Origin of the sequence: Gottfriedia sp. NPDC056225 (assembly GCF_042267765.1) — a bacterium.
Taxonomy (GTDB): domain Bacteria; phylum Bacillota; class Bacilli; order Bacillales; family Bacillaceae_G; genus Gottfriedia.
Window position 1 is genome coordinate 29254 of record NZ_JBHJTJ010000002.1, and the last position, 23656, is coordinate 52909.

A 23656-nucleotide genomic window follows, 5' to 3' on the forward strand; every position below is an offset into this window, starting at 1 on the left:
TTAATTTTCATGGTCCTCATGGAAAGAACTCATTAAATCAAAGAACTTAACAGCTGCATTATCAGAGAAACTTAGTTCCAAATTATCAAGTGATTCCTGCGCCTTTTCAGACGAAAAAGCATACATTTTTTCTTCGTATTCTTCAATTGCATCCGCAAGATCGTTTTGATGTACAATCGCAAGAGCTAGGTTCATTGCATCAAACATTGCTAAGTTGACCCCTTCACCTGCAAAAGGTGACATCACATGAGCTGCATCACCAATAAGTGTTACACCTGGATTACGTTTCCACTTGACATTTATTGGTAACATATAAATTCGTCTTTGCACAACTGAGTCTTCAGAAGCACGAATATAGTTCTTTAGTTGCTCATCCCAGTCACTAAATAAATCTAATAATTTAGCTTTCGCCTCAACAGGCTTCTCCATCGAATATCCATTTTTCTCTGACCAGTCTTTTTCTACTTTCAGACTTGCGTATACTTTAATTCGGCCGTCCCCATTTAGTTGGGCTAGAATACCTTTATTATCACCAAATGCAAATACTTTACCACGTCTATTGAATTCATAAAGTTCCGGATGATTCTTAGCAGCATCAAGTATATTAAGTTCAAAGAATGTTATACCTGTATACTCAATATTCGTATCCGTTAATAAAGGACGAACTCGTGAAAATGCCCCATCCGCACCCACAAGCAAGTCAACCGTATCGACAAATCCATTTTCAAAATGAAGCTCTGTCATTCCATTTTCAAGTGAAACAGCCTTTTCCAATTTATAACCATATTTAATACAGCTTTTATCAAGTGCGTTTAAAAGCAGATCACAAAGATCGCCGCGATCAATTTCAGGTCGCCCACCTTTTTCATAGTGCTCTGTTATCTCGTCGATATAGATTTTCCCATCTTTATCTAAAAGGCGGAAGTCCTCACCTTCATAACGAGCAATTTCCTGAAACTTCTCATAAAGACCCGCTTCTTTTAGTGCCATTTGCCCTGATTCTTCATGAATATCAAGTGAACCCCCTCTTTGAGTGTTCATATTAAGTTGCTCACGTTCATAAATAACTGGATTAATACCATAGCGCTGTAGGATTAATGCAAGTGTTAACCCACCTGGGCCACCTCCAATAATAGCGATGCGTTTTTGTTTTTTTGATAAAGATGACATACTTACCACTCCTTATATTTAAATTCGTTCTTTATTTGTAGTTCTAAATATTTGCTATTCCAATTCTTTACTAATTAAGTTCGTTTACTTTATTTCTCTCTTGCAAATTCACTTTAACATAACGAACAGTGTTCGTAAAGAACGTTGTTCGTTAAAATAAAATTTAAAAATAACAAAAAAAAAGCTAGTCCTCTATTTTCAATAGAAAAACTAGCTTTCTTATATTTTCATCACATAGGCACCTCCTATTTTTGGAGCGTGCCTCTTCATTTTGAACATGGTTCAAGCATTATATCAACGAAGTTCAGCGATATATCAACGAGGATCAACCATTTATCAACGAAGTTCAGCGATATATCAACGAGAAACATCCATTTATCAACGGAGTTCACTACTTTATCAATATTGTTCAATTTATGTTCGCGTTTCCGCGATCCCTTTTTTAGGTAGATGCCTCTTAAAATTGGTCTAAAGCAATATATCAACAAATATTGCTATTATATCAACAAAAAACAATACTTTATCAATAAAGTTCACACTGTGTTCAGAATACTAAACATAAACTTCATTTGTCTGACCCCATTTATAAAGCGCGATGTACTTTATGAGCAAACTTCTACCCTTTACGCACAAACATCACTTAATGTACGCATTTCCGCATATCATCACCCCCTCAATCCCATAATTCAACCCATACAAAAAAGGCACCCCCTAAAAGAAGATGCCCTCAAAATCAATATCAAACCAATTCATTAACCTCAACTTGCGCCAAATCCCCAGCAGCCTTCACTCTTACACGTGTCGCATTACCAGGCAAGTAAGCAAGTGGCACGTCCTCAATATCAACGATTACCAAATTATCAGGATCTGCCCCAGCTTTAATCGCTTCTTGTTTTGCTTCATCTTTTGCCATTTCCAATGCTTGTTCACGCGTTAATTCTACTAATTTATAAATTCGTTCAACTTGACCACTTACTTGTGAAATAGCAGCTCCAATTGCGTTGGCAACACCTGAATGTTGTGGGCGGATCACTTCTGAAGCTCCTTTTAAGTCTTCAGGAAGTAATATGCTACCTCCACCAACAAGAATAACTGGCACATCTTCAGCGCTTGTTTTCATTTTGTCGATAGCTTCTTCAACTAGCTCTACCATTTTCTCATATACTTTATTTAATATTTCTTTATCTAAATGGGCTACTTTTGATGCGTCGCCAAGTTCGACTTTTCCAAGTGCTACAGCAACGTCTGTTGTAGTTAATGTGTCCCCACCGAAAATTAAGCTTTTTTCTGGAAGGCGATAGCCGACACTGTCAGGTCCAACTGTGAATTCTCCGTTGTCTTTAATGCGAATAATTGTACCGCCGCCAAGTCCGATTGAAATTAGGTCAGGCATACGGAAGTTAGTGCGTGCACCACCAATTTCTACTGCAAGTGAAGATTCACGTGGGAAAGATTGAATTAACACACCCACATCAGATGTTGTTCCACCTACGTCTACAACGATTGCATCTGAGCTTTTAGTTAGGTAAGATGCACCACGTAATGAGTTCGTTGGACCACATGCGATTGTAAAGATTGGATATTTCACTGCGTATTCTACGGACATTAATGTACCATCGTTTTGGCCGAAAAATACTTTTGCTTCAATCCCTTCATTTTTTAATGCATTTATGAAACCATCAGCCGCTGTTTTTGCAACATCTACAACTGCGGCATTGATAATTGTAGCATTTTCTCGTTCTAGTAATCCTACTGAACCGATTTCTGATGATAAAGAAAGCGCTACATTCTCTCCAAGAACTTCCTTCATAATTTCACTTGCTCTTTCTTCATGTTCTTTCGATACAGGTGAAAATACTGAAGTAATGGCTACAGAATCAACTTTCCCTTCGATTTCATGCGCAATTTGATACAAATGTGCTTCATCTAAAGAGACAATTTCTCTTCCATCGAATTCATGTCCACCACGAACTAAATAGATATGCTTTCCGAACGCCGCGCGTAGATCATCAGGTACACCGATTAGCGGTTTTACGGCTAAAGTTGCAGGAGCACCGATACGAATTGCCGCGATTTTATTTAGTCTTTTTCTTTCTACGATTGCGTTTGTACAATGAGTAGTTCCTAGCATTGCATATTTAATTTGTTCTCTTGGTACATTCGCATCGCCGATAATTTTCTTTAGTGCTGTATAAATACCTGTCGCTACATCTTCTGTTGTAGGCGATTTTGTTTCAGACACTACTTGATTGTTTTCATCTAAAAGTACTGCATCTGTGTGTGTTCCACCAACGTCGATTCCAATTCTGTATGTGCTCATTATAATGTCACTCCTTTTTTAGCAAGTTCTTCTACTGGAATATAGTCAACATCGTAGCCAAAGTATTTTGGTCCAACGGTTTCAATTCCTTTTTCCGTTCTCCATTTTGGATTACAAGGAATGCCGACTACTACGCATCTTGCACCGTATCGAATGCCTTCAGTTGTAATTGGAAGACCTGTTTCTGCATCAAGAACTGCAATTAAATCAGGCGTTACGCAAAGTAGACGTTGTTCTGTTTGTGCTAGTAAGTGCTCATTTTGGAAACGAACTTCTAAAGTTTCCCCCTTATAATCATTAATGCCTTCGAATGTAGCGATTCCTTTTGCAAATCCGCTTTCAGTTTTTCTATTAATGTCAGTTACTTTTCCTCGGAACAATTCAAAGCCGTTTGCACATTTTAATGCTTCTGATACTGGATCTGCGTTGTTTTGTTTAGCAAGTCTGATTGCTCTTCCTAAGTTTTCTTCAAGCTGAAGAATGTTTCGAATTCCACTATCTTTTAAATTTTTGCCTGTCATTGGGTAAATGGCAGTCATTACAGATCCACCCATTTCAATTGTTGCTGCACGGGCAATTCGCTCAGTCCATAGATTGTTGATTGTTGAAAGTACCGAAGTATTTCCTTTCTCATCAGCAAGAACCATTGGTGTTGCTGAAACTCCATCAAGGTAAAACGTAACCATTTGTAATTCAGGGAATGCTCTTCCCATACCATCTACATCAACGACAGGTATCCCTAACCTTGCTGCTAGTGCAAGAGGTAGCATGGAGTTCAGACCACCTGCTTCAATTGGCATCGTTGCATATATTTTTTTTCCTAAATAAGATTCGAGATTTTGAAATGCGACAATTGCCTCTTCTCCACTTGGTGCTTTTTCTAACATGACAGTTGGCGCACCCATCATAGCTGACGGAACAACTAACGCATCATCCGGCACTTCATCCACATCTAATAAAGTAATTTCACCATACTCCTCAATTGCTTGAAGAGCCATTAACTTACCTATGTAAGGGTCTCCCCCTCCTCCTGTACCTAGTAAGGCTGCACCTACTGCAATATCTTCAATTTCTTGTTTACCTATTTTTCTCATTTTCAGAATACCTCCAAGATTCAGAATTTTTAAGCTGTAATCTTTTCATCCACAACTCGTTTATTTTTAATAGCTTTTAAAATTAAAACACCAACGTAATAAATGATGCCACTTACTACTAGTGAATTAATAGATGGAATACCAAATTTAACAAAATAGCCAGCAGCAAATCCTGCAACCCATGCAATGAATGTCACTGGATTAAATCTCTCTGGCTCAGCCGGTAAAGTTCCTTTCTCCCTACTTTCATCCAATGCTTTTCGATGAGTTTTTAAAACAAAGTAATCAATGACCATAATACCTGCAATCGGTGGAATCATGACGCCAAGGAAAACTAGAAAATCAACGAATCGATCAAGAATACCAAGAATAGATAATAAAGTTCCGATTAAACCAATTACAAGTGTTACAATTCCACGATTTACTTTCACTTTAAAAATCGTATCGATAATATTTGTAAATCCTAGAGAAGAAGAATATAAGTTCAAGTTATTGATTTTTACTGTTGAGAAAACAACAACTGCTGCGCCAATCCAACCTGATGTTTGAAGCATAATACTAACAACATCACTAGTTTTTGCTGCGTGTGACATTAATACAGCAATCATACTTACGCCTAATTCTCCAACTAAAGTACCAATCGTCGTCATCCAAAAAACATCTTTACCGCTTCTAGCAAATCGACTAAAGTCTGGTGTAATAACAGCACCGATCATAAATCCTCCGGCAACCATTGTTGCACCAACTCCAATTGATAGTGCACCACCTGGAGGAGGAGTTCCTATTAAACTAACAATCGAATGATCACTAAGAACATTATAAACACCAAATCCTACTACAATTAGAAAAGCTGGAACTGCAACTTTTGCTGTTAGACTTAATAATTTAAATCCAAAAATTACTAAAGCAGTTACCGCTATTCCTGTCAGTGCAGCAGCAACGGGAAGTATCAATTTACCGTTAGTTGCCTCGACTAGTCCATTCGCAAATACAGAGTTCTGTACTCCAAACCAACCGATACAACAAATCGAAACGACAAAGCCGATAATACTGGAGCCATATCTTCCGAATCCAGTCCAACGAGATAATAGACTAGTAGAAAGACCTTCACGTGCTCCAGCGTATCCTAATAGGAAACTAACAATTTGTAACAAAACGCTACCGAACATAGTCGCCCAAAACGCCTGCCAAAATGTCATCCCAAATCCTAATGAAGCACCTAACATAAACTGTGATAATGTTGCTAGAGCACCAACTCGTACAAGCATAATATCCCACATCGGTAATCTCGCCGACTTCGGAACCCTAGATAGTGAATAATCATCTCCAATAGTTGATTTACTTGCCATTTCTCTAAACCTCCCCATTTTTTTAACCAATTTGTAGACTAATCTTTATTTTTCAATGCCATTCCAAAATTGATTAAACGTAATATCTAATCTTGCATAAATTTCTTCCTCACTGTGTCGGTGCATTTGCCAAAACAGCCCGTCCATTATGCATTGGAATGACAAAGCTAACGCATGACTATCACACTCTTTTATTTCGCCATTTTCAATACCTTGTCTAAAAATTTCGGAAAGAATTTTATATTCATTTAATTCCATTGAACCGAATCTTTTTATAATATCTTCCTTTATAATCTCTGGTGGAGATGTCATAAGTCGTACGATAATTTTAGCTTTAAGATCCTCCTTATATTGAAAATCGATCGCTGATTTTAAAATTGAATAAAGCTGAACTTTTTTAGATTGGTTATTTTTAAACTGTGATTCAACAATTGATAAATGCCCGTTTAACGCATCCTTATAGACAGCTAGAAAAATATCATCCTTTCCTTCAAAAAAAGCATAAACAGAAGGTGGCTTAATCCCTACTTCATTAGCAATTTCTCTAATTGTCATACCCGAATATCCTTTTTTAGCAAATAACTTTGTTGCTGCTTCTTTAATATTTTCTTTTGTCGATTTTGTTGGTTTAGTAGTCATAGTTAATACAGTCCCCCTATAAAACCTAACTAATGTATGTTAGGTAATGAGTTAAAAAAATAAGAATACTTTCTTTCACTCATATTTTTGTATTATCTATAGTTTACAACATTCTCATAACACTTAACTAATGCCCTTTTAGTAATATGAACTCTTTTTCTTTTGCTAGAATAATTTTAAATCACGGCTAACATCACCTACCTAACAAGTGTTAGGTAATTGGGTAAAAAAAATATTCTTTTCGCAGCATGGTGTTAAATGTTATTCCAACAACATCTACCTAACACACGTTAGGTAATAGAGTAAAAAAATATTCACTTGTTAGCATTGAGTTAAGTGACACCTTACAACACTTACCTAACAAACGTTAGGTAAATAGGTAAAAAAAAATGATTCCTAAACCAAGCCCTCCATTCTCTAAAAAAATGTATTGTAGCTATATTACCACCATAAAACACAGAATTCAACAATTTTTCTGATAATTTTTCAAATAAAATATTAATATAGTAAAATTAACTATTTTTAATTTATTACGAGCCATTCAAGAAACTGAAAAAGGAAACTCGATTAATCCTCGAATCTCCTTTTTCATCTACAAAAAAATTAAACTAATTTACCAATCGTCTCTTCTGTATTCTCCCCAAGCCCTGCTCCAATATGTCTATAGGTAGGAACAAATACGTTCGATTTAATTGGGCTTGCAATTTGTTTTTGATAACCACCGTTAGGCTTTGGAACATCAACGATCATATTTCGCTCAACAATTTGAGGATGCTCACTAGCTTCTTTAAGTGTAAGAACTGGTTCAACACAAGCATCTAAAAGTTCAAAAATTGATTTCCATTCGTTAAATGTTTTTGTGAGAAAGGCAGCTCTTACTTCTTCTTTAAACGCATTTTGATCTTCAGATTTTGAACTAAAGCTAAGTTCGATTAAGTCCTCTCTTTCAATTCCTACACAAAGTAGTTTTCGAAATTGTGGTTCAATACTTCCTACAGAAAAATAGCGTCCATCTTTTGTTTCATAGTAATCATAAAATGTTCCACCATTTAGCATTGTACTTTCTACCTCTGGGTTTATGCCTCCCATTAAGTAATCTGGACCCGCTAATGCGTTTAATGCAAAGCTACAGTCTGTCATACTAATATCAAGCCATTGTCCTTCACCAGTTCGGTTACGATAAATAACAGCTGATAAAATCCCGATTACACCATGTAATGAACCTCCAGCAACGTCTGCAATTTGAACCCCAGCTGGTGATGGTCCGGTATTTTTACGACCAGAATAACTTGCAACTCCTGAAATCGATAAATAATTATTATCGTGCCCTGCGCGATTTCGATAAGGACCCGTTTGTCCAAATCCTGTAATCGAACAGTAGATTAGTTTAGGATTAATCAGCTTTAATTCTTCATAGCTTAAACCTAATCTTTCCATTACACCAGGACGAAATTGTTCCATCACGATATCATATTCTTCAATTAATTTTTTTACGATATTAATTGATTCTTCCTTTTTTAAATCCAAAGCAATCGACTGTTTCGATCTGTTTATGTAACCGTGAGCAACTGAATCTTTCCCATCACGAGGGTATCCATCTCGTATTAAATCTGGTCTAGTTGGTGACTCGACGCGCAATACTTCAGCTCCAAGGTCCGCTAGCATCATCGTTGCATAAGGACCAGGTAGTAAAGTTGAAAAATCTAATATTTTTAAACCATTTAGTAAACTCATAAGTTATCTCCTTTACCACAATAAATTGACATTTCCCTTCAAATCTATGATTTACTTACTTTTATGATGATCATCACGCTCATATGTATATGAATGATATGGCAAGTAAATTTTACTTTATGACTTTAATAAATATTATTTACTATTTAAAAGAATCCCCTTCATACAGAAAACATTCGTATATTAGATTCCTTTTTCGATACAACGAAAGAAACGACTTTTAAGTTTAATAAAAATTAACAAATAATTTATTTATAGTTCCTATCAAAAAGGATATACTTAAATTATTAAATCCCTATTATAGGAGGAATGAAAAATGAACGAAACAGAATTAAAGGAATATCGTACAAATGTCATTTCATCACTAGAGGAAGAGATTGCTTACTATCAAAATCTCATTAAACTAACAAGACACAGCAGACTGAAAGAAAGCCATACATATAATCTTAAATTTATGCAAGAATTATTGGATGCTGAAAAAGCTGACCAAGGTATTTAATTATTACAGGGCGCCTTCTACTTGGAGGGTGCCTTTTTTATGTGGGGAATATTGTGTTAATTTCGAATTTCTGCGTTTATTGAGGTGGTATAAGGGTTTGATGGGGCACTTTGTTCATAATTAAAACGTTTCACTCGTTAATTGTGCAGCATTCATTGATAATTAAGCCACATCGACTGTTTTTCATGCCATGTTTACATACTATTTGTGGTTTTATCCATTAATAAACTCCGTCAAAGTAATTTATCAACGGCTATTAGCAATATATCAACGAAGAGTAGTATTATATCAACGAGCTTTAGTGTTATATCAACGAAGTTCACAACTATATCAATATTGTTCAAATAGTGTTCGTATTTTTTATTCAACGTAAAAGAAAAGCACCCCCCTAAAATAGGAAGGTGCCCTCTCACATTCTACTTATTTCAAACCAAATGCCTTAATTACATCTTGATTTATACTATTGCCTGCATCATCCCATGCACTAGCTCTTAAAGATACAGATGTTGCCTTTTTACGATTTTCGATTCTTGCTTTCCATCCGTCTTTTTCACGATTTAGATCAACAATTTCCCAAGTCTTGCCTTCGTCATATGAAACTTCTAGCGTTGCACCTTTGATTTTACCGTTTCCAGGTGCACCTGCTACAGGGATTGCTTTCAAGTCTAAATCGATCCAACGGCCTGATTTTGCATCTCCATTCATGTCAGTATCTACATTATAATCTAATGAGATTAATGGAAGATCTGTTTTATATTCTTCTTGTTGCTTAGACCAGAATGTCCACTCTGTATGCGTTTTAACAGATTTATCGAAACGTGCTGGGTCCCGCCAAGCATCACTAACTACTTTATACTGAGTATTTGCAGTTGGGAATTCAGTAAATGCGTAAATTGCTTGTCCATCCGCTGCCTTAATCAGTTTAGAACCTTGATAAAATTTTAGAGTTTGTGAACCTGGATAATTTGTTTCTGAACCTGTAGTTCCTACTCCAGAATCAGCCCATGCAGGAATGTTGATGACTAAGTTGTTTCCTGTACGATACGGCTTCCAGAAACCTTCACCTAAACGAGGACGAGCAACTGGTGAGAACCACTCTTCATCAAGTGTTTGTCCTGGTTTGTATGTTGCTAGTGGTTGACGTACTTCCCAAGCAGCATCTAATACGCTAGCTTGATGGTACCAAGAAGTACCTTTTTGAGCAGAAACCCATTCTGTTCGAACTGATGGTAAGTCTAATTTAAATTGGTAACCAACACCATTTGTTCTGTATGACGGAATATCCCAACGGAATTCCCCGCCTGCTGTCGGACGATCTGATTTATATTTCGCATTAATTTTTGCAAGTTCATTTGCTTTAGGCGAATAAGTTAAAACATTTGGAATTGCATTGTCATGGTTATCAACAAGATCATAAACGTATTTCGTATTAGGAGTACCTTTTACGTCTATTTTCGCTTTTTTAGATTTCGCAGCTTCAATCAGTTTTTTACCTTCTGTTTGGCTAATTGCTACAACTGAAATCGGCGAATCTGAAAGTGAGTAATCTTCATTTTCAATACCGACATATTCACTAATTTCTTTCGGCCCATCATTTACTGTAATAACTAATTTTGCACCTGCTGCATATGCTGCTGCAGAACGCTCTGAACCAGTTACTTCATCACTTCGATCAACGATAACTGCTTTCCCTTTAACATTTAGTCCTTTATAGTTTGCTTGCGCCCCTTTCCCTACATAAACAGCGTCTAAGTTGTATTTTCCATCTAGTAACGTACTTCCAGCTTGTGGAATATCGTCTAATTCATTGCCTTTGAAATTAATTGTCATGTAAGGTTCAATCAATCTCCAGCGAGTGTTAAATGCAAATTTTCCATTTTTAACTTTCTTAGTTGGCTCAGCATACATCTTATCAACTGTAACTGGCATCACATAAATATCACCAACACTATTACCATCTACTTCACGGTAATATTCCATTTTTCTAAAGCTTGCTTCTGTTTTATTTGGTACGTTTGCTGTAATTTCATTCGCTTTACGTGCATCCAAAGTAACAGTTTGAGGACCATTCAAGTTAATTTCTGGATTTCCTACTAGAGCAACGCCAGCATGGTCTGTTTCAGTATCAACATCCATCATCGACATTGCAGAATAAGTTCCTGGTTTTAAACGTAATTCTGTTGTGCCATCAATCGCAATAAAATCTGGTACACCATCAGGGCCAAGTAGATTGATATACGCTAACGTAGGGTTCCCGTCGCGACCAATTGCTTTTAAAGTAAGTGGATATCTTTCCTCTTCTTTAATCATAGCCGTTTGTGTATGCACAACTGTTTTACCATCAACATTTGCAGAAATTTGACCTTGGTAACGAGAACCACTAGCACCAGCATTCGGATCAAGTGTTACTGTCACTTTTGCACTACCTTTTGCTGGAACAGTTACCTTATTTGTTGAAAGTTTAAACAAGCCAGCAGGAGCATCTGCATCGTTACTATCGGTAATCTTCGCTGAAAGATCTAACGTTACTGGCTTATCGCTATCATTTGTGTACGTAATTGTTTTCTCTTTTGATGCATCATTATCATGAGGCCAAGCATAGAAACCAAAATCAAGAGAGCCTGTCGCACGTAAATCACCTAAAGTTGCTGCTGCCACATCAAGTCGGCCAGTACCACCTTCAAACGGCTTAATATAATCTAGTTTTTTAGTTGTACTCATTAAAGCATCTTTCAATTGAGATCCCGACCAATCAGGATGACGTTGTGAAAGAATTGCAGCTGCCCCTGCCACATGTGGCGTAGCCATTGACGTACCACTCATTGTAAGATAAGATCCACTACCTTGACTTGAATACTGAGAACGTGCAGCAGTTATGTCTACACCCGGTGCTGTTAAATCAGGCTTTAACCCTTCACTTCCAAAACGTGGACCTTGTGATGAGAAATAAGCAAGATTATCAGACTTATCAACTGCTCCAACCGTAAGTGCCGCATCCGCTGCTCCTGGTGCCCCTATTCCTTCACGACCTGTATTACCAGCCGCAATAACAAACAGTGAGCCTGTCTCAGCACTTAAATTATTAACAGCTTGAGACATCGGATCAGTGCCATCACTCGACTGATCACTACCTAAACTCATACTTACAACTTTGGCATTATGTGCAGCCCATTCCATTCCATCAATAATCCATGAATCAAGACCATAGCCATCATTACTTAACACTTTTCCTACTAGTAAGCTTGCTCCTGGAGCTACACCTTTATATTTTCCGCCTGATGCCGCACCTGTACCTAGTACAGTCGATGCAACGTGAGTTCCGTGTGCATGAAAGTCGCGTACATCTTCATCTGGAACAAAACTTTTCGTTTCTTTTATTTGACCTGCTACATCAGGATGCTGAGCATCGATCCCTGTGTCAAGAACTGCTACTTTTACACCTGCTCCATTGTATCCAGCATTCCAAGCAGTTGGTGCGCCAATTTGTGGAACACTTTGCTCAAGAGTAGCCTTAACACGTCCATCTAACCAAATTTTTTCAATTCCCGGTGTAACTAATGATTTTGTAGATTTCGTAGTGCTAGCAGACGGTATATTTTTCTTAACATCTTGCCAGAACTCTTTCGAATCCTTCTTATCAGCAGATAGTGCTGCTCCATTAATACTTTCAAGTTCATGAGTTTTCTTTGAAGCTTTTAATGTTGGCTTCACTGCAGAACGAGCTTTTGACTCTGAGTATTGTACAATAACAGGTAAAGTCTTTTGAGAAGCATCGTCAAAACCTTCCGCAATTAATTCAGTAATATTGAATAAATTTCGATCCAATGCACCAGAAGCTAAATAAGGCATTACTTGTTGAGGAATTACATATGTATCCTTGTTAACCGTCATGATGTGCGAACCACCACTAGCTTTATCTGCTGGCTCAACACTAATTACACTTTTTCCATCCGCAAACTCAGTTACAGTTACAACATCACCAGTAATAAGCGTAATCACATGTTTCCCCGTACTTGCTTTTGCGTTAATCCCTTGAACATTCGTTTCAACAGAACTACTATTTGCTGAATTTAAACTCACATTGCTTGTCCCAGCAGCTAGCGCTTGAAAAGTTGGAACAGCAATAAGAGCTGTTGTCATCATCGCAGTAACATACTTATTTAACCTAGGCTTTCCTGTCATCTTACACTCTCCTATTCTGATAAAATAAAAAAAGCGACTTCTAATATGAATCTATTAAAATCGATTTTAATGTTCATATTTAAACCACTCTCAAAAAAGCACTCTACATTATCAAAATATAAAGAATATTCAATTATTGGTCAATTGGGTTATTAGCGTCCCGATTTATCAACATTTCATTAAAACACTCTAACATTTTTAATCATTTTCAAATGTAATTAACCCAATTTTTTTCTCAAAAAAATTTGATAGAAATTAACTTTTCAAATTCTTATTTAGTTAAATATACCTATAACAAATCACTAAGAATACTAAAAAAGGATATACATACGACCATTTTCAAAGAAAAATAGAAAGTCTCTAAAATACCAAATCCACAAGTAAGTATCTAAAAAAAAGCGTTAGCAAATATTACTACAAATTAAAAAGCCAAGGTTCTCCCTGGCATTTAGAAATTAGACTACCTATTACAACTTCCTTTTAAAAGCAAATCCCGTAGTTATTAAGCACGTAATAAATGCAACTACCGAAACTATTATCCCAATCAATAAACCTATTGAACTCATAATCAAATCTTCACCTTCATATGAAGGTTTTAGAGTTTCCAACCAATACATAAACAAAAATGACAATATTGCATAAAAACTACTTCCTATAATACTCATTTTGAAACGGTTTCCATTTGTACCCTGATATACTTTGTTCACGATCATCCATAAAAGAAAACTTCCAACAATAGCCAAAACCATAACTAGCAAATGCATAAAAGGAATTATGTGAAACCCTAAAATGAAGAGAATAAGAAGTGTAATGAAAAACAATGCTGCATTCATAACAAATAAGAAAAATCCTGCCTTCCAATAGTTTTGAAACCAACTAGAATTTTTCAATTTTATGATCAGTTTATGATTATCGTCAATCATAACTGATAGTTGATCTTTCTTAAATAGAATTATGACCACGCAAATTAAACCTATTAATAAAAATAAAGTCAATGCCACATTACCTCCAAATTTGCGACTTCTTTTACTTAATCATAAAATGAAATATATTCCAGAAGTTAATTAAACTATGAACTTAATGTGAAAAATAAAAATAGTTAAAACCGCGGTTGTACCTTTATAACATAATTCTTTCACAAAAATATAACAAACATAAAAATTATGCTCTAATAATTCGACTATCATAAAATATAAACATAGTTGAGATTTAGAAAAGTAGAAATGGAATACAAAACACGGCTCATTTTTCACAGAGTTCTGAGCTCATTATTGATGTCTAAGCTTGTAATAATCAAAAGAAATATGATGCCCAGATCGATTATGTTATTAAACTTGAAAACATTTATCAACATAATAAAAGGGAATTAAATGATACAGAAAAAATAAAGAGATCAGAAATTGCTATTGTAGTCTATAAAAATGGAAAATATATAAATCTAATTTATGATTTAAATAAACCGGATCAAATTGATTGCTTTTACAAAAAAACAAAGGATTCAACTTATATACGCTATTTAAATACGGATAAAGAAATAAAGCTGGTAGAAAAGTATTTAAGGAAAGATGACTACATAGAAAATACTAGTAGAAAATAGTTTCAAAATAAGCTCATAGAATAGTAAAAAAGGAATGAAGATAAACTAATACTTCCCTGTCATCTTCATTCCTATAATTTTAGTATTCTATTCTTATTCTCCATCACTCAATATTACTAACCTCCAACACAATCTCAATCTTTCGCTTCTTTTTTTCAATCATTTTAGAAATAAAATCACTAAAATCCTCTTTATTATTCTTTTCGTTTTTTCTTGTTTCTCCACTAATTGCAGCGATTCGATAAAGAATCTTCAATTGTTCCATATGCTCATTTAGACTCATATTTGATAAGTCCTCATACTGCTCAATTAACCTTTTTCTAAAAATTATTTCTAAGTCATCACTTGTAGCAGTTTCATTTGAAGTATTTTTTCTAATATAGATTTTATCTGTAAATAATTTATCTGAACCTCTTTTTGCAATAAAAGGAATATAACGATTTTGTTCGGGGATGTAAATAATGAAAAAGGTTTTGCCACTAAAGTATCCGTACATTTCATTTTCGTCGTAATCAATTTGTTGAAGGTGATAAGTTAAAATGGAAGGTAAATAGCCATTTAATTTTCTTTGAAAATCAGTTGGATCCTTTATCTCTTCTTTGAGAATTCCTACTGGATGATTATCATCATTTACGCCAAAAATGATTGACCCTCCACCAGAGTTCGCCATTGCGATAATTAATTTAGCGATTTGATCCTCTCTAACGAATGTTTCTTTAAAGTCTAATGCATTATTTTCTCCAAATGATTGTTCAATCAGATTTTTAAGCGAAGCAATATCGAAATTCTTATCAGCATAATTAAACGTATTTAAAAATTCCTGCTTATAAATCGGCCTTTTAACCATATTTCCACCTAGTCTCATATTTTTTTAAATCTAAACTAGATCTGTTATTACATTTAATGTTCGAAAAAAAGAAATGGCAACTATTAACGCTAGAAATTTTTTTGGTAAAAAATACAAAAAAAGCCAAAGCATTCAGCCATGGCCTCTGGTACGATTATTTTAAAAGTCGCTAGGAAATATTCTTCGTTTAAAATGATATTCAACCGAGCGATTATTGAACAGATTACTATAATTTACTTTAATCTTCTTAACTTCTAACTGTTTAACTTTTTCTTCTAATGAGAGTTTATCCGCCTCGGTTAATTTTCCATCCCCAGACAAACTAGAAATTTCATCTAATAATTCTTGAATTCTTTCATCACGATATTCTTTTTCTTCGTTTTGCTGATAAATTGTCATCTTAGTGTGAAGGATTGAATTGACTAATTCATCTGCTCCACCCGAAAGCCTATTTAAGATTAATAGCTGTTCATTTAATATTTCATTATCCAAGTCATATGGATACCTTAGTTGATGATCAATTTCGCTCCAGCCTTCTTCAAAAATTGTTCTTACTTGAATTTCGGCTAAATAGTTTACTTTTGTCATTTGAGATTTAATTACGTAATGCCACGAGCGGTATCCAGCATCGTGAACTAGAAACTGGAACTTTTCTTCTTCAATATGCTGTTCACTCGTCATATCACCCAAGCGGTGATAAATGGTCGCTTTTTCATGTAAATTCCAATTTTGCCTAATTGTTTTATCTATATCCGCTGCTTGATATTTATATAAATGTAATGCTCTTATTCCAATCAAATCCGTAATTTCAGATTTATAATTCGAAACATTTATTTCATATGCAGGATCGGATTTCTTACCTTTTATCGTCTTTCGAATAATTTTCTCAATTAAATGGTCAGGATATTTAATTCTCGATTTGACTGTATGTATTTCAGGATTTTTACGAAGTATTTCTGAAATAAATGTAGCCACAGTCTCAAGATTCGGTATTTCTGATATGTATTCTTTGTATATTTCAGTATATGTAGACCAATCCAAGCAATAATGTTCAAAATCTTGTTCATCTATTTTATATTTTTCAAAGAAATGTTTTTGATTATCTATTAGGCCCATTCATTTTCTCCTTCTAACAATGCATAACCATATCCTACCATATTTATGACAGAAACATACTTTTTCAATTTAATTCTCTGTTAAAAAGCCAAAGCCATAATCCGCCCAAATTACGCGTGAAAACAATGTAGTTTTTTGTATTATTTTGTCGATTAAAGTCTATGAACAATGAAATCATTGATTTTATTGGTGCAAAATAACCCGGTTGACCATGACGTTGGGCTAATAGATAATATTCCTTAGATGTGGCCCATAAACATTAGAGTATACAGTATTTTTGTATCAGGAAATGCATAGTTACTTAGTTGGAAAGATAACTTTAATTTAAAAACATTTGATAAGAAAGGTGGATACAAATGAAATTTAAAAATGATGTAGAAGTTCAATAATACTTTAGAATTAACTTGTTACTATTTTAAAACTATTAACTTAGAAGAGGATTATTTTTCTATTATTTTAATCCTTTATAAGCTAATACATACTTTAGATACATAATCGACTATTTGGTCGATTTTTTTATTGTGGAAAATAGCGATACAACTCATTTTTAATCAGATTGACCATATTTAATTTATAATTTTAACTAATTAGCCAAGAAATATTAAGTCTATTTAGGCTTATTATCCAATGACTTTCTATATTCAAGCATTATATTTAGTGTAACAAGCATTTGATCATATTCATTTCGCATCTGTTCGACCTCAGCTATTTTTTGAGAAATCCATTCAATTCTTTCTTGATTAGTACGAGTATTTTCATCCTTATCCTGTAAGATTTCTTTTAATTCAATTAAAGAACAGCCCACATTTTGAAATTTTTTTATGAGTTTCAGGCGTTCAATCGCTTCGTCTGAATAATTACGATAGTTATTTTTTTCTCTTTGTACGTGACGACTATCCAACAAGCCTTCCTTTTCATAAAAGCGAATAGTGTGGACTGTTAAATCCATTTTATTAGCTAACTCATTAATCCTCAATTTATTTCCTCCTAAACGTCTTGCCTTAGAGTCAACTCTATAGTTTATACTACATTTGTTCAATCAATACTACAACTCAACATTTTAAGGAGGATTATCTTATGAAAATATTTGTAACTGGAGCAACAGGATACGTCGGTACTGCTGTTGTACAAGAACTAATTAGTGCAGGTCATAAAATTGTCGGGCTAACTCGATCTGAAAATGGTGCGGCGAAACTAAAAGAAGCCGGTGCTGAGGTGCATGGAGGTGAACTTAACGATCTTGAAAGCATTTATAGTGGTGCCGTCGCTGCTGACGGTGTAATCCATTTAGCGTTTAATAATGATTTCTCAGATTTTGCTAACTCGCTAAAAACTGATTTAAGCGTCATCGAGACAATCGGAAAAGCATTAGAAGGAACTGGAAAGCCATTTGTGACCACTGCTCACTTCAACGGAACGGCATCAGATAATGCAGTGATTGCTCTAGGAAATAGAGGTGTAAGATCTTCAGTCGTGTCACTTGCTCCTTCCGTACATGGTATTGGTGACAAGGGCTTTGTTCCTAGTTTAATCAATATAGCACGTGAAAAAGGTTTTTCTGCCTATATCGATGAGGGATCAAATCACTGGACAGCTATTCACCGACTTGATGCCGCACGTCTGTACCGCCTTGCATTAGAAAAAGCTCCTGCTGGTACACTTCTAGATGGAGTGGCAGATGAAGCAGTGCCATTTCGTGACATAGCAACAGTCATCGGTAATAAACTAATTCTACCAGTTGTCAGCATTTCACCAGAAAAAGCAATTGAGCACTTTGGATTTCTAGGTACGATCGCTTCTGTCGACATCCCTAGATCAAGCGTACAAACTCAAGAACTTTTAGATTGGCAGCCAATTCATCCAAGTTTACTAGATGATCTTGAAAATGGTCACTATTTTAAATATTGAACAGTATCTATGATTGTCTTAAAAAATAGATAAGAACTCGCTAGATTGTTAAACTTTCTAGCGGTTTTTTTGTTTTATCTTAAGTTGCAGCCATGTTTCATCGAATTATTTTTGGATTTGAGATTATTTTATGTGAGACATAAGAGGGATTGATAGATTTTGAAGTAAGCCAGTTTTAACTTTAAGTAGAGTTCACAACATTTAATGAATTTAATAGCTTTTTAAAATCGATAATTCAAGTTCTTTTCTACTCGCTAAATTAGCACTGATGCGAACAAACGACCTATACGCTGTATATTTTTAAATAAAATTCATAAATTTTCAAAAAAAACTACTTTTAATAGAATAGATGTTCGTGTATAATAAAAACATCCAAACAAAACAGAACATACAATCTCGATGGAAAAGCAGAACAAAAATCGAACAAAAGGAGATGTGACAAATGGAAATTATCATTTTATGTAGTGTCTTATTATCTTGGTGCATTTTAGAAGGTTTTAACAAATTTGTAGTAAATCGATGAGAACGAAGAAAGGAAATCTAACGACAATTAAGTTTGAATATTACTGCCTAAACAGAATCAATTAAAAAAGTGCTCTTCATATTTGAATAAAGAGCACTTTTAACGTTTTTTATTTAGCTATGAATTCTTGTAATTCTTTAATAAGTATTTCTGCACCATTTTTACTAACTATAATCTTGCCGCTATCAAACGAAAAATTATTTTCATCAACAACACCAGTTACCATACAAGCATTAGATGCAACAAATTGTTTAAGGATAATTTTATCTTCATCAACGAACACCTCAAAGGGTTCATATTTATTTAGGTTTAACATATTTCTTAATTCTTTTGGTAGGACAATTCTTCCTAAGTCGTCAAGTCTTCTGACGATACCACTTAGCCCTGACGTTTCATCATACTTCGTAAGAATAATCATCCCGTCTTCAAAATGAATTTCAAATGGAGCGTTATTCCCTAAATTCATTGTAATTCTCAGTTCTTTTGGTAGAACGATTCTACCTAGATCATCTAGCTTTCTAATAATTCCAGTTGATTTCATACTTGCAACTCCCCATTTATTTCTCTCTCTATTTTTATATGCTCAATATAATTATTGAGTTTAGTATAATAATACCAAATTATTTTAATTTTCTCTCTACTTATATCGACTCATTTTTTTTAATATTAATACAAAATAGAAAATATTTCATTGATTTTTTAATAATTCTGTCAAACTCTTTTGTTATTAACAAATTATGGAAAAAACTTTAGAATTAACTCATTAAATCACATAAAAAAAGAGTTAATCAATGAGCAATGAATTACCCCTAATCAACTCTTCCTTAATTTAATACTATTATCTTGAATAGCCACCGAGACTTTGTTCAGCCATTTGAACTAAACGTTTTGTAATCTCTCCACCTACTGAACCATTTGCACGAGACGTTGAATCTGGACCTAAATGTACTCCAAATTCTGTTGCAATTTCATATTTCATTTGCTCAATTGCAGATTCAGCATTTGATGAAACGTATTGATTTGAAGATCTGTTTGCCATGATATGTAGCCCCTTTAATTAATATTTTCTGATATAAAAACTATCAGATTGCTGTTAGTATTTCATATTGAATTTAAAATATTCATCAAATACTTATTTCTATAACTTTTTGAATGTTTCAACCTAAATTAAGCATCCATCTAACACTTAAGATATTAAATTACATTGCAAAGATTGTCAGTTTATTTCCCCAAAAATAAAATGATTGTTAATTGTCATCGAATCTATGATTTATCACATTAAATAAAACTTTCCATATATTATATTAAGATATTTTTAAAATTCTGAAAGGCAGGTGTAACAAAATGAAATTAGATGGCATCTTTGAAGGCGGAGGAGTTCGAGGTATTGGACATGTTGGCGCTATTTGTGCCTTAGAAGAAACAGGATATGAATGGGCACGTTTAGCTGGCACTTCTGCAGGCGCAATTGTAGCTGCTCTTCTAGCAAGTGGTTATACTGGAAAAGAATTAAAAGTAATTATGGAAAGTCTAAATTATAAGAAATTTATTACAAAAACATGGTTACACTATTTACCCTTAATAGGATTAGCTTTAAATGTCTTATTTAAAAATGGATTATATAAAAATGACTTTGAAGAAGAATGGTTGGATTCTTTATTATCTAGAAAAGGTATTCGCTTTTTCGATGATCTAGAAGAAGGAAAACTAAAAATCATTATCTCTGATATTAGTAATGGCAAAATGGTAGTTTTACCTGATGATCTACCTGAATATGGCTTAACTACGAAAGATATTACAATCGCTCAAGCAGTTAGAATGAGTGGTACAATCCCCTTTTTCTTTCAACCAATTAAATTAAAAACTCCTTACTTTAATTACCCAATTTTACTCGTCGATGGTGGTATACTAAGTAATTTTCCAATTTGGATTTTTGACGACCATCAAGATTGGCCAACATTTGGTTTTCGTTTAATAGATGATGAAATTATCGGTAAACCGCTAGAAGGCCATACCCCTATCTCTTTTTACAAATCTATCTTTATAACGATGAGACAAGCACATGATCTACGACATCTAACAGCAGAAGTAAACGAACGAACAATAAAAATCCCTACAGGTGACATCTCAAGCACTGATTTTTATTTAACTAAAAAAGAAAAAGAAGCACTTTTCACAAATGGATACCAGTCAGCTAAAAAATTTCTTACGACTTGGGATTTTGAAAAGTTTAAACACAATTATCCTTCTGAGCCCATTTGTAATAAAGTGAATAGTTTTTAATATCTAAACAACGTAATCCTTTCTAGATATTCATAGAAAGGATTACGCTTTTTCTTTTCTTATTTAATTCATTTAACTCTTATCTTAGTTTCTCCTTCAATGTATGAAGGATAAGATTCTAGCCTAATTTTTAATGGATTTGTGTAGTTTTTTGGAGAAACAGTAATGTTATAAACTTGCCTACCATCATCATGATATTCTCCAGATTCTGAACTTCTTTGCAATTCTTTTCCATTTGCATCAATTATTGAACCAAACAATAAGTTATTAAATTCTTTTTTGGGGATTAAAGTGAACTTTAATACTTCTCCTTCTTTTTTAAAGTCAGTTAAATAATTACCTTTTGGCTGTTTCAGTATTTTTTGTTTCTCAGTATCAACTACAAGATATTCATCTTCCTTATCAATAGCCTGAAGCCCATTTATGACCAAATATATTTTTTTTGGATCTTTAAAATAATTACTTTGAAGATAGTACGTTTTTTCTGAATCACTAGCTCCTCCTTCACTCATTCCATTTCTAGACCACACTTCACCATTTTGGTCGACAAGTCGAATGTCTGGGAAGTCTAATATTTCTTTAGTATTTGTTGGATCCATTTCAACGTTTAGTGCTATTCGAAGTGGAAAGATTGTAACTTTCTTTATTTTTATTTTTTGCCCTTTAATTGCGACGGTTTTATTTAGTTCATAAACCTGATTATTTTCTTTAAGTTTTTTTATTGAAAATGGAATTGAAAACTGTTCTATTTCCTCTTCACTCTTAACTTTTAAAACTAATTTAAAATCTTTTTGCTCATAAGGCTGATTAAATTCGCATTCAACTGTGCTAGTATGTGAGCCTTTATATTCATTAGGACCTTCAAACGATACACCGTTTACAGGTAATTCTTTTCCATCTGCCGATATAAGGTTCGCTACATTTATTTCAAAATTTTGCTTTTTTGATTTATCGTTAATCGTATAAAACACCACAATTTGTTGTTCATCAGCAATAACTGAATCAATTGTAACTTTAACACCGTTCTTTTCTTGAGATACATTAATCTTTTGAGCATATTTATTTTCGACAGCTGCTAGTAATCCTTTATCATCTCTCTCACGAATCATCTCAACGATTTTCTCCATACCTGGAACTTTCGTAATATAATCAGCAAAAGTTGGAGATACACGAATACCAGCGAGAATCCCAAATATAAATATCGAAGCAGCAAGAGTATACAAAATCTTAGTCATTCGCTTCTGTTTATGTATTTTATTGCTATCTTTTCCTCTTTGAAAACCAATTTGTATTGCCTCATCAATTTCATCAATTGGTAGATCAATGTTTTCGTATTTCTGTTTCCAATCTTTTAGTTCATTTTCTTCTTTTTCAAACACGGCCATTTTCTCCTTTCTCTTCAAGGATTCCACGTAATGAACTCAATGCTTTATTTAACCAGGTCTTCACTGTACCTTCTGGGCGATTCCACATAATTGCAATATCTTTGATTTTTACATCGTGAAAATATTTTAAATGTAATAGCTGTCGCTGTGTTTCATCGAGCCTGGACATTGCTTCTTCAATCTCAATAGATTGATAATCTTCGTTCGTTCCTTGCTGCATAATATATTCATCGTCGAAAGTTACTCTTTTATTTTTCTTAATATAATCCTGACAATAATTAATCATAATTCGAATAAGCCATGTTTTTACATAACTTGGTTCTCTCAATGTTTTAATATTTTGATAGGCGCGGAACGTTACTTCTTGAATTGCTTCAATCGCCTCATCTTTATTTTTCAAATAAGCAAGCGCAGTTTTATATAATGACAATTTATGCTCATGCATAATTGATAAAAATGCCTCTTTATCGCCTTTGATAGCCCTTTTCACTAGACTATAATCCTGCAATTTCAATCCCTCCATCTCGCTGTTCTATACATTAGACTCCTGAGAGCTAAAAAAGTTTTAATTTTTTTATAAAAATTAAAATTCCTTAAAAAAAATCAACATATCTTGTAATTATACATACTTCACCTTTTTATTGAGCGTTACTTTCTACCTATGTATGTAATTCATTCTGAATTAAAGAAAACACCCACAACTTATTTGTTGCGGGTGTTTGAGTTGAAGATTTTCCAATTTTAAATGCAGATCTTCAACTTAAAAACATTCAAATAAAAAAGACATGAGCATTATACTCATGTCTTTTTCTCAATCTATTAATCTATCTAGATCTGTTTTTTCGATTGCGTAAGAAAGCCGGAATATATGAAGTTGAGTCTTCCTTCTCTTTGTATCGGCCATATTCTTGTTGCTCGTTATAGCGATTATAGTCTTGTTGCTCCGTATAACGATTATTGTCTTGACGTTCAGAATAACGGTTGAAATCTTGCGGTTCAGAATATCGACC

The 23656-nt window shown here is 34.1% G+C and carries 18 protein-coding genes; 3 read left to right on the forward strand and 15 right to left on the reverse strand.

What is annotated here, in order from left to right; genetic code table 11:
- From ACFCYN_RS02410 to ACFCYN_RS02435, 6 genes are all read right to left on the reverse strand, one after another.
- A complete protein-coding gene (locus ACFCYN_RS02410; protein ID WP_375947296.1) occupies positions 1-1170 on the reverse strand; it encodes an FAD-dependent oxidoreductase in 1170 nt (389 codons plus the stop codon).
- Between the two features lie 739 nt (positions 1171-1909).
- Entirely contained in the window at positions 1910-3490 is a 1581-nt protein-coding gene (locus ACFCYN_RS02415; protein WP_172447536.1) for a hydantoinase/oxoprolinase family protein, read from the reverse strand.
- The gene (locus ACFCYN_RS02420) at positions 3490-4584 is read right to left on the reverse strand and encodes an S-methyl thiohydantoin desulfurase family protein (protein WP_375947298.1); all 1095 of its coding nucleotides are present in this window, start codon (positions 4582-4584) and stop codon (positions 3490-3492) included. The genes ACFCYN_RS02415 and ACFCYN_RS02420 overlap by 1 nt, the downstream gene beginning before the upstream one ends.
- Positions 4585-4613: 29 nt before the next feature.
- Complete coding sequence (locus ACFCYN_RS02425) at positions 4614-5933, reverse strand: purine-cytosine permease family protein (RefSeq protein ID WP_375947300.1); 1320 nt, start codon at positions 5931-5933, stop codon at positions 4614-4616.
- Positions 5934-5978: 45 nt separating this feature from the next.
- Complete coding sequence (locus ACFCYN_RS02430; RefSeq protein WP_375947302.1) at positions 5979-6572, reverse strand: TetR/AcrR family transcriptional regulator; 594 nt, start codon at positions 6570-6572, stop codon at positions 5979-5981.
- Between the two features lie 603 nt (positions 6573-7175).
- A complete protein-coding gene (locus tag ACFCYN_RS02435; RefSeq protein WP_375947304.1) occupies positions 7176-8306 on the reverse strand; it encodes a CaiB/BaiF CoA transferase family protein in 1131 nt (376 codons plus the stop codon).
- A gap of 316 nt (positions 8307-8622) precedes the next feature.
- Here ACFCYN_RS02435 and ACFCYN_RS02440 point away from each other — a divergent pair, with 316 nt between their 5' ends.
- Positions 8623-8805, forward strand: a complete 183-nt coding sequence (locus ACFCYN_RS02440; protein WP_172447531.1) for a hypothetical protein — start codon at positions 8623-8625, stop codon at positions 8803-8805.
- Positions 8806-9225: 420 nt separating this feature from the next.
- On the opposite strand, the gene ACFCYN_RS02445 is transcribed toward ACFCYN_RS02440, so the two are convergent.
- From ACFCYN_RS02445 to ACFCYN_RS02465, 5 genes are all read right to left on the reverse strand, one after another.
- The gene (locus tag ACFCYN_RS02445; RefSeq protein WP_375947306.1) at positions 9226-12987 is read right to left on the reverse strand and encodes a S8 family serine peptidase; all 3762 of its coding nucleotides are present in this window, start codon (positions 12985-12987) and stop codon (positions 9226-9228) included.
- A 467-nt stretch (positions 12988-13454) separates the two neighbouring features.
- Positions 13455-13988, reverse strand: a complete 534-nt coding sequence (locus ACFCYN_RS02450; protein WP_172447530.1) for a hypothetical protein — start codon at positions 13986-13988, stop codon at positions 13455-13457.
- 699 nt (positions 13989-14687) lie between these two features.
- Positions 14688-15431 carry an AlbA family DNA-binding domain-containing protein gene (locus tag ACFCYN_RS02455; RefSeq protein WP_172447529.1) on the reverse strand — a complete coding sequence of 248 codons (744 nt, stop codon included), beginning with the start codon at positions 15429-15431 and terminating at the stop codon, positions 14688-14690.
- Positions 15432-15590: 159 nt separating this feature from the next.
- Positions 15591-16547: a nucleotidyltransferase family protein gene (locus tag ACFCYN_RS02460; protein ID WP_375947308.1), complete on the reverse strand. Its 957-nt coding sequence runs from the start codon at positions 16545-16547 to the stop codon at positions 15591-15593.
- Positions 16548-17154: 607 nt separating this feature from the next.
- A complete protein-coding gene (locus ACFCYN_RS02465) occupies positions 17155-17523 on the reverse strand; it encodes a MerR family transcriptional regulator (RefSeq protein WP_172447527.1) in 369 nt (122 codons plus the stop codon).
- 101 nt (positions 17524-17624) lie between these two features.
- Between ACFCYN_RS02465 and ACFCYN_RS02470 the strand changes: the two genes are divergently transcribed.
- Positions 17625-18455, forward strand: coding sequence for an SDR family oxidoreductase (locus ACFCYN_RS02470; protein WP_375947310.1), 831 nt, complete (start codon positions 17625-17627; stop codon positions 18453-18455).
- A gap of 632 nt (positions 18456-19087) precedes the next feature.
- Here ACFCYN_RS02470 and ACFCYN_RS02475 read toward each other — a convergent pair.
- Complete coding sequence (locus tag ACFCYN_RS02475; RefSeq protein WP_142317286.1) at positions 19088-19519, reverse strand: AbrB/MazE/SpoVT family DNA-binding domain-containing protein; 432 nt, start codon at positions 19517-19519, stop codon at positions 19088-19090.
- A gap of 297 nt (positions 19520-19816) precedes the next feature.
- Positions 19817-20017, reverse strand: a complete 201-nt coding sequence (locus tag ACFCYN_RS02480) for an alpha/beta-type small acid-soluble spore protein (RefSeq protein ID WP_098120348.1) — start codon at positions 20015-20017, stop codon at positions 19817-19819.
- A gap of 305 nt (positions 20018-20322) precedes the next feature.
- Between ACFCYN_RS02480 and ACFCYN_RS02485 the strand changes: the two genes are divergently transcribed.
- Complete coding sequence (locus tag ACFCYN_RS02485; protein WP_172447525.1) at positions 20323-21261, forward strand: patatin-like phospholipase family protein; 939 nt, start codon at positions 20323-20325, stop codon at positions 21259-21261.
- Positions 21262-21329: 68 nt separating this feature from the next.
- On the opposite strand, the gene ACFCYN_RS02490 is transcribed toward ACFCYN_RS02485, so the two are convergent.
- Positions 21330-22640 (reverse strand): DUF4179 domain-containing protein, encoded by a 1311-nt coding sequence (locus ACFCYN_RS02490; RefSeq protein ID WP_375947313.1) that lies wholly within the window; start codon positions 22638-22640, stop codon positions 21330-21332.
- Positions 22633-23154, reverse strand: coding sequence for a sigma-70 family RNA polymerase sigma factor (locus tag ACFCYN_RS02495; RefSeq protein ID WP_216854028.1), 522 nt, complete (start codon positions 23152-23154; stop codon positions 22633-22635). Before ACFCYN_RS02495 ends, ACFCYN_RS02490 begins: the two co-directional genes overlap by 8 nt.
- Positions 23155-23656: the final 502 nt, after the last annotated feature.